We start from the raw sequence: 15574 nt of genomic DNA, 5'->3' as shown, positions 1-15574 counted from the left end.
TCGTGAACACGAACCGAGGGAGTGCCGCCCGTGCCCGGTGAGAATCTGTCCCGCGACGAGGCCCGGGAGCGGGCCGCCCTGCTCTCCGTCGACGGGTACGAGGTGTCCCTCGACGTGCGCTCCGCGGTCGGCGAGGCGCCCGGCGAGGGTCCGCGCACCTTCCGGTCGGTCACCACGATCCGCTTCCGCTGCAACGAGCCCGGTGCGACGAGCTTCGCCGACCTGATCGCGCCGAGCGTCACCGCCGTCTCCCTCAACGGCCGCGACCTCGATCCCAGCGAGGTCTTCGACGGCTCCCGGATCGTGCTGGAGGACCTGGCCGCCGACAACGAGCTGGTCGTCGACGCCCGGTGCGCCTACTCCCGCACCGGTGAGGGCCTGCACCGCTTCGTCGACCCCGAGGACGGCGAGGTCTACCTCTACACCCAGTACGAGCCGGCCGACTCCCGCCGGGTCTTCGCCAACTTCGAGCAGCCGGACCTGAAGGCACCCTTCCGCTTCGAGGTGCGGGCGCCCGAGGAGTGGACGGTGTGGAGCAACGGCGCGGGCGAACGCGCCGACGGCGTGTGGCGGTTCGCGGAGACCAAGCCCATCTCGACGTACATCACGTGCGTGGTGGCGGGGCCGTACCACTACGTCACCGACTCCTACGAGCGCGTGTTCGCGGACGGCACCCGGCTGGAGATCCCGCTCGGCGCGATGTGCCGCAAGGGCCTCGCCCCGCACTTCGACGCCGACGACGTCTTCACGGTCACCAAGCAGGGCCTGGACTTCTTCCACGACCACTTCGACTACCCGTACCCCTTCGGCAAGTACGACCAGGCGTTCGTGCCCGAGTACAACCTCGGCGCGATGGAGAACCCGGGGCTGGTGACCTTCCGTGAGGAGTTCATCTTCCGGGGCAAGGTCACGCAGGCCTCCTACGAGAGCCGCGCCAACGTGATCCTGCACGAGATGGCGCACATGTGGTTCGGCGACCTGGTCACCATGGAGTGGTGGGACGACCTGTGGCTGAAGGAGTCCTTCGCCGACTTCATGGGCGCCTTCTCGCTGGTCGGGGCGACCCGCTTCACCGACGGCTGGATCACCTTCGCCAACCGCCGCAAGGCGTGGGCGTACCGCGCGGACCAGCTTCCCTCCACCCACCCGATCACGGCCGACATCCGCGACCTGCAGGACGCCAAGCTCAACTTCGACGGCATCACCTACGCCAAGGGTGCCTCGGTGCTCAAGCAGCTGGTGGCCTACGTCGGCCAGGACGCCTTCCTGGAGGGCGCCCGGCGCTACTTCAAGCGGCACGCCTACGGCAACACCCGCCTCGGCGACCTGCTGTCGGTGCTGGAGGAGACCAGCGGCCGGGACATGGCCGCCTGGGCGCGGTCCTGGCTCCAGACGGCCGGGGTCAACTCCCTGACCCCGCAGGTGCTGTTGAGCACCGACGGCCGGATCGACGAGCTGGCCGTGGTGCAGGAGGCCCCGGAGTCCCACCCCGAACTGCGCCCGCACCGGGTCGCGGTGGGCCTGTACCGGCGGTCCCCCGAGGGCGCGCTGGAGCGGTACGCGCGTGCCGAGGCGGACGTCGACGGGCCGCGCACGGTCGTCACCGGGCTGGCCGGGGAGCAGGCGCCGGAGCTGGTGCTGGTCAACGACGACGACCTGACGTACTGCAAGATCCGCCTCGACGAGACCTCGCTGGCCACGCTGCGGGCCGGCCTCGGTGACGTGAGCGACCCGCTGGCCCGCGCGCTGTGCTGGGGGGCGCTGTGGAACATGACCCGGGACGCGCTGCTGCCGGCCCGGGACTTCGTGGACCTGGTGCTGCGGTTCGCGGGGCGCGAGTCCGACATCGGCGTGCTCCAGATGGTGCACGCCTGGGCGAACTCGGCGCTGGTGCACTACGCCTCCCCCGGCTGGCGGGAGACCGGCGGGCGGCTGCTCGCCGAGGGCGCGCTGCGTCAGCTGCGGGAGGCGGCGCCGGGCGGCGAGCCCCAGCTGGCGTGGGCCCGCTTCTTCGCGACCGTGGCGTCGCGGGAGGACGACCTGGCGCTGCTGCGCGGGCTGCTGGAGGGCACCGAGAAGGTCGACGGGCTGGACGTGGACCAGGAGCTGCGCTGGGCGTTCCTGGAGCCGCTGGCGGCGCACGGCGCGGCGGACGAGGCCGTGCTCGCCGCCGAGCTGGCCCGCGACGACACCGCCTCCGGCAAGCGCCACCAGGTGCGCTGCCTGGCCGCCCGGCCGTCGGCGGCGGTGAAGGCGCAGGCGTGGGCGCAGGTCGTGGAGTCGGACGCGCTGTCCAACGCCCTGGTGGAGGCGACCATCGCGGGCTTCACGCAGCCCTCCCAGCGGGAGCTGCTCGCGCCGTACGCGGAGAAGTACTTCGCGGCGATCGAGCGGGTGTGGAGCGAGCGGTCGATCCAGATCGGCATGGACGTCGTGCGGGGGCTGTTCCCGGAGCTCCAGGGCTCGCCGGGCACGCTGGAGGCGACGGACGCGTGGCTGGCGGCGCACGAGGGGGCGGCGCCCGCGCTGCGGCGGCTGGTGCTGGAGGCCCGGGACGACCTGGCGCGGGCGCTGCGGGGGCAGGAGTGCGATGCGGCGGCCGGGGGCCGATGAGACCTGAGGGAGGGCCGGCCGCCGCTTCCGGACCCCGGAGCTTTGGCCATTGATTGAGCCCTCCGTCATCGTTACACGATGATTGCCCGGTGGCCGTAACCCCTGGTCCGCCCCCGAGCGGACCAGGGGTTTTCGGCATCCGAACACCCGTCCTTTAGGGCGGTCTTGTCCGTATTCGTCGACGGGCGTGTAACAGCGGTTAAGGGGCGGATCGGACGCGGGAAATCCCGGGACATGACCCACAACACCCCGCTCTCCCCCCGCCCCCTGCACCACCTGGCCGCCGGACGGCCCGGCGTCATGACCCTCGCGCAGCTGCGCGCGCACGGCGTCGCCGCGGCCGAGGCCGAGGAGCAGTGCCGTCCCGGCGGCCCCTGGCAGCGGCTGCTCCCCGGTGTCGTCCTGCTCCACCCGGGCCCGCCCACCAGCGAGGAGCGGCTGCACGCGGTGCTGCTGTACGCGGCCCGGGACCGCGCCACCGCCGTGCCGCCCCAGCCCGGCGGGGACGCGACGGCCGCCGCGGCATGCGCGGAGGCGATGATCACGGGGCTGGCCGCGCTCACCCTGCACGGTTTCGCCTCCGCTCCCCCGCTGCCGTCCCTGGACGCCTTCGACGTCCTGGTGCCGCGGCTGCGGCGGCTGAGGTCGACGGGCTGTGCGCGGATCGTCCGTACGGCCGCGCTGCCCACCGCGGAGCAGGTCACCGGGGTGCCGGTGGCACCGGTCGCGCGGGCCCTGGCCGACGCGGTGGCGCAGCTGACGGACGCGGTGGCGGTGCGCCGGCTGCTGACCGAGGCGGTGCGCGGCGGGCACTGCGAACCGGCGGCCGTGGTGCGGGAGCTGAACCGGGCCCGGCTACTGGGCCGGCCGCACGTGGTGGACGCGGTGGACACCCTGCTGGCCGAGGGGCGGGCGCTGGCGGAGAACCGGCTGTACCGGATGGTGCGCGAGCACGGGCTGCCGGAGCCGGTGTGGAACGTCGATCTGCGGCTGCCCGGCGGCCCGCACCTCGGCGGCCTGGACGCCTACTGGCCCGAGCAGGCGGTCGCCGTCGAACTGGACACCCGCGCCCACCGGCAGGGCGGGACGCAGGACGAGGACGCGCTCTGGTCGGAATACACCCGCAAGCGAGAGCACTTGGAGAAGCTGGGGATCACGGTCGTCCATCTGACGCCCAGGAAGCTCCGTGAGTCCCTGGAGCAGCAGGCGGCGGTGGTGCGTACGGCGTTGATGGCGGCGGCGGACCGGGAACCCGCCGCGTATGTCGTGGTGCTGCCCCGGTAGTGACGGACCGGGCGGGACCAGGAGGGGAGAGGAGGGGCCGCGGGGCGACCGGCGGCCCCTCCTCCTGTGCGTGACCGTGCCGTTCGGCCGTCAGCCGGCGCAGTACTCCGCCTCGATCACCGCCCCGCTGTCCCCGGCCCAGTCCCCGTTGAAGTTGAACGCCAGCGAGTGCCGGCCGTCCCTGGTCGTGACCGCCTCGGACAGGGAGCCGTGGATGCCGCCGCCATGGCCCCAGACGGTCACACCGCAGCTCAGCTCCGTCTTCGTCAGGCCCAGGCCGTAGCCGACGCCCGGGCCGGCCGGGACGGTCGTCGTCATCTCGGCCAGTTGACCGGCGGGCAGCAGCTTGCCGCGCAGCAGGGCCGAATAGAAGCGGTTCAGGTCGGCCGAGTTCGAGACCATCTCCCCGGCCGCCCCGGCGAGGGACGGGTTGAGCTCGGTGACGTCGTAGCTCGGGCCGGCCGCCGTCTCGGCCAGCTTGGAGTAGGCGCGGCTGCTGGGCTCCGGGACGGTGACGCGGGCGCCCGGGACCGAGGTGGCGCGCAGGTGCAGCGGTTCGATGATGCGCCGGCGGATCTCCGTGGCGTGACTGCGGCCCGTGGCCTGCTCGACGACCATGCCGGCGAGGACGTAGTTGGTGTTGGAGTAGCCCCACGAGGTGCCCGGCGCGAAGTCCGGTTCGTGGCGCATGGCGACCGCGACGAGGTCCTTCGCCGGCACGGTGTCGTAGCGGTGTTCGAAGAAGCCCTCCTTCAGGAAGTGCCGGCGGGCGAAGTCCTCGTCCGCCGTGTAGTTGTGGACGCCGCTGGTGTGGTTGAGGAGCCGGCGCAGGGTGATGCGGCGGCCGTCGTGGCCGTTGCCCCGCACCACTCCCGGCAGCCACTCCTCGACCGTGTCGTCCAGCGACAGCCTGCCCTCGGCCTCCAGCTGGAGCAGGACGGTGGCGACGAAGGTCTTGGTGATGCTGCCGACGCGGTAGCGGTCCCGGGCCGAACGCGGCTCGCCGGTCCGCAGGTCGCCCACGCCCGCCGTGGCCGCCCACGGCCCCCGGGTGTCGCGGGCCGCCGCGGTGACCCCGGGGACGCCGTCCCGCACGGCGTCCCGCATCGCCTCGCGGGTCGCCTCGTGCCGCTTGCCCCTGTCCTCGCCCTGCGCCGGTGCCGCCGCCACCGCCGGGCCCGCCAGGGCCAGTGACAGCGCCACGGCGGTCGCCGCCACCCACGCCGTCCGTACGCCCGTCCTCGTCCTGCGCATGGTCCGTCTCCCCCTTGCCGTCGTGGTCGTCCGTGCCGTTCGGCACGCGGACGGGGGGAGAGACTCCGGCCTGTGGTGCGGGGGTTGCCGCCGGTTGTGCTGGTTGATCGGAATCCGGCCCTTCTCGGTGTGTCAGGTGGTGAACCGTCCCGTCGCCGGCCGCTCCCGCCACAGGCGCAGCGCGATGTCGACCATGGGGACGCGGACCAGCCCGGGAACGGCGTCCAGGGGCTGCCAGGCGGCGAGGTCGGTGGATCCGTTCACCTCGTTGCTCAGTTCGCCGCCGATGACGCGCCCCTCGTAGACGAGGCGTACGCCATGATGGTCGACGGCGCGGCGCAGGCGGCGGCCGGGGAGGGTGCGGCGGGTGGAGTCCACGCCGAGCAGCCGGGTGACCTCGATCCGGTAGCCGGTCTCCTCCTCGACCTCGCGCCGCACGGTGTCGCAGGGGTCCTCGCCGTGCTCCATGCCCCCGCCGGGCATCACCCACTCCGCGACGCCGCCCGGGCCCGGGGACCGGGCGAGCAGGAGCCGGCCGTCGCGCACCACCACGGCGTAGGCCGCCACCCTCAAGGTCTGTCGCACTCCGGGACGTTAACCGAACCGGTCCGGCGACTTGGTGCCTTCGCGCGGTCCTGTCCGGATAAGCGCATCGGGGGTTTTCCCCATGCATCCATTGCGATTCGGTCAACCCTCCCCAATCGCCTGTCGCTTGCGCAAAGCTCTGCGATCGTCCGGGATCATATTCCGGATCGTCACGGCCAGGGCCGATCGGCTCCGGTCGTTTCCCGAACGCTCCTTTACTACAAGGGATGCCGATGACCCACTCCCCCCAGCGTGAGCCGATATCGGGCGCGAGACGCGTCGCCCGTGTCGCCGTGGCCGCCGGTCTCGTCGCCGCGCTGTCCGCGGCCGGACCGGTCCCCCTCGCCCTCGCCGCCGACGACCCGGCCGGGTCCGCCGCGACCGTACCGGCCGACGAGGCGGCGAAGTCCGCGCACGACAAGCTCGGTTCCCACGACGCGGACCTGCTCGCCGAGGCCAAGGCCGAGGGCGAGAAGAACGTCACGATGATGATCGCCACCGCCCCCGGCGGCACCGAGCAGGTCGCGAAGGAACTGGACGCCGTCAAGGGCGGCACCGTGGGCCGGACCTACGACAAGCTCGGCTACGTCCGGGCCACCGTCCCCACCGACCGGGCCGACGCGGCCATCGCCGCCGCCGCGAAGCTCTCCTCCGTGCACGGCATCGACCTGCGCCAGGAGATCCCGCTGGACGACCCGACGCCGAGCGCGGACCGCGCCGAGGGCGCCCCCGGCGCCGCGAAGGGCCGCTACGCCGGGCCGGACCGCCGGACCCCCGCCGAGAACCCGTACAACCCGTCCCACGAGACGGGCGCCGTCGACTTCGTGCGCAAGAACCCGAAGGCGGACGGCCGCGGCGTCACCATCGGCATCCTCGACTCGGGCGTCGACCTCGCCCACCCGGCGCTTCAGAAGACCACCACCGGCGAGCGCAAGATCGTCGACTGGGTGACCGCGACCGACCCGGTCGTGGACGGCGACCGCACCTGGCGCCCGATGACCACCTCCGTCTCCGGGCCGGTGTTCACCTACGGCGGCACGACCTGGAAGGCGCCGGAGGGCTCCTACCAGATCGACGCCTTCCGTGAGGCGTACACCGTGGGCGGCGACGCGAACGGCGACGCCAACCGGGACGGCGACACCACCGACTCCTGGGGCATGCTCTACGACGCCGCGGCCGGCACGGTCCGCGTCGACCTGAACGGCAACCACGACTTCACCGACGACACGCCCATGAAGCCGTACAAGGACCGCTTCCAGATCGGGTACTTCGGCACCGACGACCCGTCGACCGACGTGGCCGAGCGGCAGCCGTTCGTCATCGAGATCCGCAAGGACGTCGTCCTGGGCTCCGGCGCGAAGGCCGACTTCGTCAACATCGGTGTCATCGAGGGCTCGCACGGCTCCCACGTCGCCGGCATCACCGCCGCCAACGGCCTGTTCGGCGGGCGGATGGACGGTGCCGCTCCCGGCGCCAAGATCGTCTCCTCCCGCGCCTGCACCTGGAGCGGCGGCTGCACCAACGTCGCGCTCACCGAGGGCATGATCGACCTCGTCGTCAACCGGGGCGTCGACATCGTCAACATGTCGATCGGCGGTCTCCCGGCGCTGAACGACGGCAACAACGCGCGCGCCGAGCTGTACACGCGGCTCATCGACACCTACGGCGTGCAGCTGGTGATCTCCGCGGGCAACTCCGGTCCCGGCGCCAACACCATCGGCGACCCGTCCCTGGCCGACAAGGTCATCTCCGTCGGCGCGTCCGTCTCCAAGGAGACCTGGGCCGCCAACTACGGCTCCGCCGTCGAGAAGAAGTACGCGATGATGCCGTTCTCCTCGCGCGGCCCGCGTGAGGACGGCGGGTTCACCCCGACCCTGGTCGCGCCCGGCGCGGCGGTCAACACCATCCAGACCTGGTCGCCCGGCCAGCCGGTCCCGGAGGCGGGCTACGACCTGCCGGCCGGCTACGGCATGCTCCAGGGCACCTCGATGGCCTCCCCGCAGGCCGCCGGCGCCGCCGCGCTGCTGCTGTCGGCCGCGAAGCAGAAGGGTGTCGACCTCACCCCCGCGACCCTGCGCACGGCGCTGACCTCGACCGCCGACCACATCAAGGGCGTCCAGGCGTACGAGGAGGGCGCGGGCCTGATCAACGTGGTGGACGCCTGGAAGGCGATCCGCAAGGGCGCCACCGCGCACGAGTACACGGTCAAGGCACCCGTCGACACGGCGATCGAGCAGTTCCTGGAGACCCCCGGCTACGGCACGGGCCTGTACGACCGCGAGGGCGGACTGAAGGCCGGTGCGAAGAAGCGCTACGAGATCACCCTCACCCGCACCTCCGGCGCGGACCGGGCGATCCGGCACGAGCTGCACTTCGAGAACAACGCCGGGCGCACCTTCCGCATCGTCGGCTCCGACGAGGTGCGGCTGCCGCTGAACGAGCCGGTGACCGTCACGGTCGAGGCCCGCCCGCGCTCCCAGGGCCTGAAGAGCGCGATCCTGGAGGTCGACGACCCGCGCACCGTGGGCGTCGACAAGCAGGTGATGACCACGGTGGTGGCCGCGGCCCCGCTGGAGCGCGGCTTCACCGCCTCCGGCTCCGTGCAGCGCAACAGCACCGAGTCCTACTTCGTGACCGTCCCCGAGGGCGCGAAGACGCTGGAGGTGGCGATCGGCGGTCTGAAGGACAAGAGCCAGACCCGGTTCATCGCCATCCACCCGTACGGCGTCCCGGCGGACACCACGTCCACGCCGTACTGCTACAACAACTACCTCGACGGCAACGGCTGCCGGCCCGACGTGCGCTCCTACACCGACCCGCAGCCGGGCGTCTGGGAGATCGAGGTCGAGTCGCGGCGCACCTCGCCGCTGCTGGACAACCCCTACCGGCTGGACGTCACGGTCCTCGGCGCGGACTTCGAGCCGCGGGTCGTGACCGTGCCCGAGGCGAAGGCGGGCACACCGGTCGACGCCTCCTGGAAGGTGACGAACCGGTACGCCCCGATCGACGGCAAGCTGACCGGCGGCCCGCTCGGGTCGGCGAAGTCGGCCCGTCCGGTGATCGAGCCGGGCGAGACCCACACCACCACCGTGGAGGTGCCCGAGGGCGCCGCGTCGCTGGACGTGGTCATCGGAGGCGTATCGGACGCCGCCGCCGACCTCGACCTGACCGTCCTCGACCAGGACGGCAACCTGGTCGGGCAGTCCGCCGACGGTGACTCGGAGGAGTCGGTCTCGGTGCCGAAGCCGGCCGCCGGTACGTACACCGTCGAGGTCTACGGCTACGCGATTCCCTCCGGCTCCACCGAGTACGACTACCGGGACGTGTACTTCGCCGACTCCCTCGGCACGGTCGCGGTGGACGGGTCGGCGCCGGTGAAGCTCGGCACGGGCGAGTCGGCCACGGTCTCGGCGAGCGTCACCGTGCGCGCCGCCGCGCCCGAGGGCCGGGCGTTCTTCGGCCAGGTCCAGCTGGTCAACGCGCGCGGCACGGTCGCGGGCGCGGGCAGCGTGGCGATCGAGAAGGTCGTGCCGTAGTCGTCCGGTACGGCACAGGGCCGACAGGCCCCGGGGCGGGCGTCCGGTGGACGCCCGCCCCTTTCCCGTTCCGCTCCCCGGTCCCCGGGTCCGCCGCGATCAGTCGCAGGTGAGGGTGCGGGACTCGGGCAGGGCGGCGGTGATCCGGGCGCGTTCGGCGGCGATGGCACCCGGGTCGGTGATGACGGCGTCCGCCGTGCCGCCGTACGCCGGGACGCCGACCAGCACCACGTCGCCCACGCGGAGCCGTGCGGTGGTGTCGTCCAGCAGGAAGGTGACCCTCCGCTGCCCCGGGTCCGGCTTGAGGGACCGGGTCACGTCGAGGGTGATCCGGTGCCGCCCGCCGCCGGCCAGCGGCTCCACGCCGGTCACCGTGCCCTCGGCGACCAGTCGGGCGCAGACGAGGTAGCGGGGGCTGCCGAAGGCGACGCCGCCGGCGTCCCGCGCCGCCGCCCTCTCGCTCGCCGCGTCGTCGCTCCCTCCCCCGCCCTGCACCGCCAGCCATCCAAGGCCGGTCACCAGGACGCCGGCACAGGCCACGGCGACACCGCCGAGCACCCCGACGAAGCGACGCCGCCGTGGCCCGGGGCGGGGTCGAGGGCGGGGCCGGGGTCGGTGTCGGGGGCGACGATCCCGCCCCCGCGCCCCCGCCCCCGCCGCCCCGGCCCGACCGGGCCCGGGCTCCCGCCCCGCGGCAGACGCGGGTCCCGCGCCTGGTCCCCCCTGCCCGGGACCCGGTCCCGCGCCAACGGGCCCAGGCCCGGAATCCCGCTCCCGCCCCCCGTCCGACGCCGGACCCACACCCGGGCCGCCCCACCCGGAACCCGGGCCCGCGCCGACAGGCCCAGGCGCGGGCTCGCGGTCCCGTCCTGGGACCGGGGCGGGGGCCAGGTCCGCGGCGGCCGGTGTGGGCTCGGGGCGCGGGTCGGTGGCCGGGGCCGGTGCGGTGTCCGCCAGGGCGTCGCCGATGATCTTCAGCTGCTCCCGGAGCAGCGCGACGTCGGCCGCCGCCGACCGCTGGTCCGCGCAGAGAGCGGGGTCGGCGTCGGAGGACGGGTCCTGGGGCAGGGGGTCGGCCAGGATCGCGGCCAGCAGGGCGTCCCTGGCGCGGTCCTCGTGGTCGGCGGCCATCTCACACCACCTCGTCCTCGTGCAGCCGGGCGCGCAGCGCCCGCACCGCCGTGTGCAGCCTGCTCTTGACGGTGCCCTCGGGAATGCCCAGCTCCTCGGCGATGCCGCGCACCGGCAGATCGGCGTAGAAGCGGAGCACGAGGACCTGGCGCTGGGCGTCGGGCAGCTCGTCCAGGCCCCGGGCGACGGCGAGCGAGAGCAGGCTGGTCTCCTCACCGGAGGGGTGCTCGGCCTGACGCAGAGCGGCCAGCCGCTCCCCGATCCGCTCCTGGCGGCGCTTGGCCCGGTGCCAGTCCATGGCCAGGTTGGAGGCCACCACCGCGGCCCAGGCGGACACGTCGCGCGGCGCCTCCCGGCCCGTGGCCGCCCGCTCCAGCAGCCGCAGCCGGACCTGCTGCACCCCGTCCGGCAGGTCCGCCTGCGGCACACCGCCGAGGGCGAGCACCGCCCGCACCCGGCGTTCCTGGGCCGCGTCCAGCGGATCGCCCGGCGCGGCCCCGTCCCGGCCGCGGCGGGCCCTCGCGCCGTCTCCGCCGCCGTTTCCGCGCAGCACAGCCACCCCTCCCTCGCCGCGTTTCCCCTAGGACGCGGCGCGGGGCCGAAACGTTCGCCGGGCGCCGGACCGGACGGAGCGAGGCGTACGTCACACCAGGTGTGGGACGGACCGAAAGGGGCAGGGGCGAGGCAGCACAGCTTGCGGCGCGGGGCCCGTCAGGAGTGAATTCCTCCAGCTCGGCGCGGTGGGGACCGCAGGACCGCAACCGCCGTCCGGGCCATCGTGTCCCACGCCTCGGGCTCACCGGGCAAAGAAGTGGACAGGTGGGCCGGGGATGGCCGCATCATGGAAAGGTCCCGGCCACACCAGGCGGGCACACGCATGTCACGAAAGGGAGTCGTCGTGAGGATCGGAATCGTCGGAGCCACCGGTCAGGTCGGCACGGTCATGCGCAGGATTCTCACGGAGCGCAACTTCCCGGTCGACGAGCTGCGCCTGTTCGCCTCCGCCCGCAGCGCGGGCCGGGAGCTGGACGGCGTGACGGTGGAGGACGCGGCGACCGCCGACTACTCCGGCCTCGACATCGTGCTGTTCTCCGCGGGCGGCGCCACCTCCAAGGCGCTGGCCGAGAAGGTCGCCTCGCAGGGCCCGGTCGTGATCGACAACTCCTCGGCGTGGCGCCGCCACCCCGAGGTGCCGCTGGTGGTCTCCGAGGTGAACCCGCACGCGATCGCCGACCGCCCCAAGGGCATCATCGCCAACCCGAACTGCACGACCATGGCCGCCATGCCGGTGCTGCGCCCGCTGCACGCCGAGGCGGGTCTTCAGGCCCTGGTCGTCGCCACCTACCAGGCGGTCTCCGGCTCCGGCCTCGCCGGCGTCGACGAGCTGTTCGAGCAGGTGAAGAAGGTCGGCGAGGACGCCCCCAAGCTCACCCACGACGGCACCGCGGCCACCTTCCCGCAGCCGGAGAAGTACGTGGCGCCGATCGCGTACAACGTGCTGCCGCTGGCCGGCTCGATCGTCGACGACGGTCTGCACGAGACCGACGAGGAGCAGAAGCTCCGCCACGAGTCCCGCAAGATCCTGGAGATCCCCGGCCTGAAGGTCTCCGGCACCTGCGTCCGCGTGCCCGTCTTCACCGGCCACTCCCTCCAGGTCAACGCCCGCTTCGAGCGCCCGATCAGCGTGGAGCGCGCCAAGGAGCTGCTGGCCGAGGCGCCGGGCGTGGTCGTCACCGACGTGCCGACTCCCCTCCAGGCCGCCGGCCAGGACCCGTCGTACGTCGGCCGCATCCGCCAGGACGAGACCGTGGACAACGGCCTCGCCCTGTTCGTCTCCAACGACAACCTCCGCAAGGGCGCGGCCCTGAACGCCGTGCAGATCGCGGAGCTGGTGGCCGCGGAGCTGAAGGGCTAGCCGCCCCGCCCGCGGGGCCCCGCCCCGCCCGCGAGGAGCCGGCGCGCCGGCTCCGCTCAGGGCCGTGGCACCTCGTAGAGGAAACAGCCGTACTCGACGGCCCGGACGTGCACGAACGCCACGTCCGGGCCGTCGAACGCTTCGGCGAAGGCCCGCTCGAAGGCCGCCGCCGAGGGCTCCGTCACCAGCCGCCCGCCGAGGATGCGGCCCTCGGCCGAGTAGCGGCGGACCACCCGGGGGGCGTTCGTGAACGGAAGGGTGTCGGTCCGCGGCCCGGCGCACTCCCCGGCGTGGACGAAGACGGGTCCCTGCTCGTCGTAGGCCCCGGGGTCGGTGCCGGTCTCCGCCGCCCGGCGGCGCAGCGGCGCGTACGAGACGAGCGCGATCCGCTCGCCCGGCGTGCTGCGCCTGAGGCAGCAGCGCAGCGGCGCTCCGCCCTCCTCGTCCGTGAAGGGAACGGGCACTCGGCCCGCGTCGTCGGTGACGGCCAGCTCCTTCAGCGCCCGCGCCGGAACGGGGCGCGCGGTGTACGTGTGTGTCATGCCCCCAGACTGGGGCGCGCCCGCGCCGCTGACCGGCGGGAAACGGACATCGCGTTCGGCACGGTGGCCGTGGAAGGATGACGCCACCGACACATCACGAGGAGATGACCGCGTGCCTGGCACAAACCTGACTCGCGAAGAAGCGCAGCAGCGGGCGAAGCTGCTCACCGTTGACTCGTACGAGATCGATCTCGACCTCTCCGGCGCGCAGGAGGGAGACACCTTCCGGTCCGTGACCACCGTGCGCTTCGACGTGGCGGAGGACGCGGAGGCGGTCGAGTCCTTCATCGACCTGGTGGCTCCCACGGTCCACGAGGTCACCCTCAACGGGGACTCCCTGGACCCCGACGAGGTGTTCGCGGACTCCCGCATCGCCCTGCCCGGGCTGCTGCCGGGCCGCAACGTCCTCCGTGTCGTCGCCGACTGCGCCTACACCAACACCGGCGAGGGCCTGCACAAGTTCGTCGACCCGGTCGACGACCAGGCCTACCTCTACACCCAGTTCGAGGTGCCGGACGCCCGCCGGGTCTTCGCGAGCTTCGAGCAGCCCGATCTGAAGGCGACCTTCCAGTTCACCGTGAAGGCGCCCGAGGGCTGGACGGTCATCTCCAACTCGCCCACGCCCGAACCCCGGGACAACGTCTGGGTGTTCGAGCCGACCCCACGCATCTCGACGTACATCACGGCGCTGATCGTCGGCCCGTACCACTCCGTGCACAGCGTGTACGAGAAGGACGGCCAGTCGGTGCCGCTGGGCATCTACTGCCGCCCCTCGCTCGCCGAGCACCTCGACTCGGACGCCATCTTCGAGGTGACCCGGCAGGGCTTCGCGTGGTTCCAGGAGAAGTTCGACTACGCGTACCCGTTCAAGAAGTACGACCAGCTGTTCGTGCCCGAGTTCAACGCGGGCGCGATGGAGAACGCGGGCGCGGTCACCATCCGCGACCAGTACGTCTTCCGGTCGAAGGTGACGGACGCGGCGTACGAGATGCGCGCCGAGACCATCCTGCACGAGCTGGCCCACATGTGGTTCGGCGACCTCGTGACCATGGAGTGGTGGAACGACCTGTGGCTGAACGAGTCGTTCGCCACCTACACCTCCATCGCCTGCCAGGCGGCGGCGCCCGGCTCCCGCTGGCCGCACTCGTGGACGACGTTCGCCAACTCCATGAAGACCTGGGCCTACCGCCAGGACCAGCTGCCGTCCACCCACCCGATCATGGCGGACATCGGCGACCTGGACGACGTGCTCGTCAACTTCGACGGCATCACGTACGCCAAGGGCGCCTCGGTGCTCAAGCAGCTGGTCGCCTACGTCGGCGAGGACGAGTTCTTCCGGGGCGTGCAGGCCTACTTCAAGCGCCACGCGTACGGCAACACGCGGCTGTCCGACCTGCTGGGCGCCCTGGAGGAGACCTCCGGGCGGGATCTGAAGACGTGGTCGAAGGCGTGGCTGGAGACCGCCGGCATCAACGTCCTGCGCCCGGTGATCGACACCGACGCCGAGGGGAACATCACCTCCTTCGCCATCCGGCAGGAGGCCCCGGCGCTCCCGGCCGGCGCCAAGGGCGAGCCGACGCTGCGTCCGCACCGCATCGCGATCGGCTGCTACGACCTCGACCCGAGTGGCAAGCTGGTGCGCGGCGAGCGCGTGGAGCTGGACGTCGACGGCGAGCTGACGGACGTGCCGCAGCTGGTCGGCACGCGCCGCCCGGCGGTCGTGCTGCTCAACGACGACGACCTGTCCTACGCCAAGGTACGGCTGGACGAGCAGTCGCTGGCGTTCGTCACCGAGCACCTCGGCGACTTCGCGGAGTCCCTGCCCCGCGCCCTGTGCTGGGCGTCGGCCTGGGACATGACCCGGGACGCGGAACTCGCCGCCCGCGACTACCTCTCCCTGGTGCTGTCCGGCATCGGCAAGGAGTCCGACATCGGCGTGGTGCAGTCGCTGCACCGCCAGGTGAAGCTGGCCGTCGACCTGTACGCCGACCCGGCCGCCCGTGACGCGCTGCTCGCCCGCTGGACCGAGGCGACGCTGGCGCACCTGCGTGCCGCCGCGCCGGGCAGCGACCACCAGCTGGCCTGGGCGCGCGCCTTCGCGGCGACCGCGCGGACGCCGGAGCAGCTGGACCTGCTGGAGGGGCTGCTGGACGGCTCGCAGGAGATCGAGGGCCTGGCCGTCGACACCGAGCTGCGCTGGGCGCTGGTCCACCGGCTCGCGGCCGTCGGCCGGTTCGACGAGGCGGAGATCGCCGGGGAGTACGAGCGGGACCGGACGGCGGCCGGTGAGCGCCACGCCGCCTCCGCGCGGGCGGCCCGTCCGACGCCGGAGGCCAAGGCGGAGGCGTGGGCGTCGGTCGTGGAGTCCGACAAGCTGCCCAACGCGGTGCAGGAGGCGGTGATCTCGGGCTTCGTCCAGGTGGACCAGCGGGACCTGCTGGCGCCGTACGCGGAGAAGTACTTCGAGGTGCTCAAGGACGTCTGGGGGTCCCGCTCGCACGAGATGGCCCAGCAGATCGCCGTCGGTCTGTATCCGTCGGTGCAGGTGTCGCGGGAGACGCTGGAGCGGACGGACGCCTGGCTGTCGTCGGCCGAGCCGAGCGCGGCGCTGCGCCGTCTGGTCTCCGAGTCCCGCGCGGGCGTGGAGCGCGCGCTGCGGGCCCAGGCGGCGGACGCGGCGGCGGAGTAGCCGCGTCGTCGTACCCGGTCGGTGG

The 15574-nt window shown here is 73.0% G+C and carries 10 protein-coding genes; 5 read left to right on the top strand and 5 right to left on the bottom strand.

The features are described from left to right. The first annotated feature begins 30 nt into the window (after positions 1 to 30). Positions 31 to 2613 carry an aminopeptidase N gene (gene pepN / locus ACZ45Q_RS05325; protein ID WP_468255161.1) on the top strand — a complete coding sequence of 861 codons (2583 nt, stop codon included), beginning with the start codon at positions 31 to 33 and terminating at the stop codon, positions 2611 to 2613. Between the two features lie 234 nt (positions 2614 to 2847). Beyond that, positions 2848 to 3897 carry a hypothetical protein gene (locus tag ACZ45Q_RS05320; RefSeq protein ID WP_468255158.1) on the top strand — a complete coding sequence of 350 codons (1050 nt, stop codon included), beginning with the start codon at positions 2848 to 2850 and terminating at the stop codon, positions 3895 to 3897. 90 nt (positions 3898 to 3987) lie between these two features. Here the strand turns inward: ACZ45Q_RS05320 and ACZ45Q_RS05315 are convergent, their stop codons facing one another. Both ACZ45Q_RS05315 and ACZ45Q_RS05310 read right to left on the bottom strand, forming a co-directional pair. Further along, the gene (locus ACZ45Q_RS05315) at positions 3988 to 5151 is read right to left on the bottom strand and encodes a serine hydrolase domain-containing protein (protein ID WP_468255155.1); all 1164 of its coding nucleotides are present in this window, start codon (positions 5149 to 5151) and stop codon (positions 3988 to 3990) included. A gap of 132 nt (positions 5152 to 5283) precedes the next feature. Further along, positions 5284 to 5718, bottom strand: coding sequence for an NUDIX hydrolase (locus ACZ45Q_RS05310; protein WP_468255351.1), 435 nt, complete (start codon positions 5716 to 5718; stop codon positions 5284 to 5286). Positions 5719 to 5969: 251 nt separating this feature from the next. On the opposite strand from ACZ45Q_RS05310, the gene ACZ45Q_RS05305 reads away from it, so the two are divergent. Next, on the top strand, positions 5970 to 9272 hold the full coding sequence (locus tag ACZ45Q_RS05305) for a S8 family serine peptidase (RefSeq protein WP_468255153.1): 3303 nt from the start codon (positions 5970 to 5972) through the stop codon (positions 9270 to 9272). Between the two features lie 99 nt (positions 9273 to 9371). Here the strand turns inward: ACZ45Q_RS05305 and ACZ45Q_RS05300 are convergent, their stop codons facing one another. Then, positions 9372 to 9812: a hypothetical protein gene (locus tag ACZ45Q_RS05300; RefSeq protein ID WP_468255150.1), complete on the bottom strand. Its 441-nt coding sequence runs from the start codon at positions 9810 to 9812 to the stop codon at positions 9372 to 9374. A gap of 592 nt (positions 9813 to 10404) precedes the next feature. Next, positions 10405 to 10962 carry an RNA polymerase sigma factor gene (locus ACZ45Q_RS05295; RefSeq protein ID WP_468255148.1) on the bottom strand — a complete coding sequence of 186 codons (558 nt, stop codon included), beginning with the start codon at positions 10960 to 10962 and terminating at the stop codon, positions 10405 to 10407. Positions 10963 to 11301: 339 nt separating this feature from the next. On the opposite strand from ACZ45Q_RS05295, the gene ACZ45Q_RS05290 reads away from it, so the two are divergent. Next, the gene (locus ACZ45Q_RS05290; protein WP_468255145.1) at positions 11302 to 12318 is read left to right on the top strand and encodes an aspartate-semialdehyde dehydrogenase; all 1017 of its coding nucleotides are present in this window, start codon (positions 11302 to 11304) and stop codon (positions 12316 to 12318) included. A 56-nt stretch (positions 12319 to 12374) separates the two neighbouring features. On the opposite strand, the gene ACZ45Q_RS05285 is transcribed toward ACZ45Q_RS05290, so the two are convergent. After that, positions 12375 to 12860 carry a DUF1203 domain-containing protein gene (locus tag ACZ45Q_RS05285; RefSeq protein WP_468255142.1) on the bottom strand — a complete coding sequence of 162 codons (486 nt, stop codon included), beginning with the start codon at positions 12858 to 12860 and terminating at the stop codon, positions 12375 to 12377. A gap of 112 nt (positions 12861 to 12972) precedes the next feature. Between ACZ45Q_RS05285 and pepN (ACZ45Q_RS05280) the strand changes: the two genes are divergently transcribed. After that, the gene (pepN, locus tag ACZ45Q_RS05280; protein ID WP_468255139.1) at positions 12973 to 15549 is read left to right on the top strand and encodes an aminopeptidase N; all 2577 of its coding nucleotides are present in this window, start codon (positions 12973 to 12975) and stop codon (positions 15547 to 15549) included. Positions 15550 to 15574: the final 25 nt, after the last annotated feature.

This window comes from Streptomyces sp. NPDC031049 (genome assembly GCF_055571015.1).
Note: the sequence above shows the minus strand (reverse complement) of the source record. Positions and strands in the feature narration are given on the sequence as shown.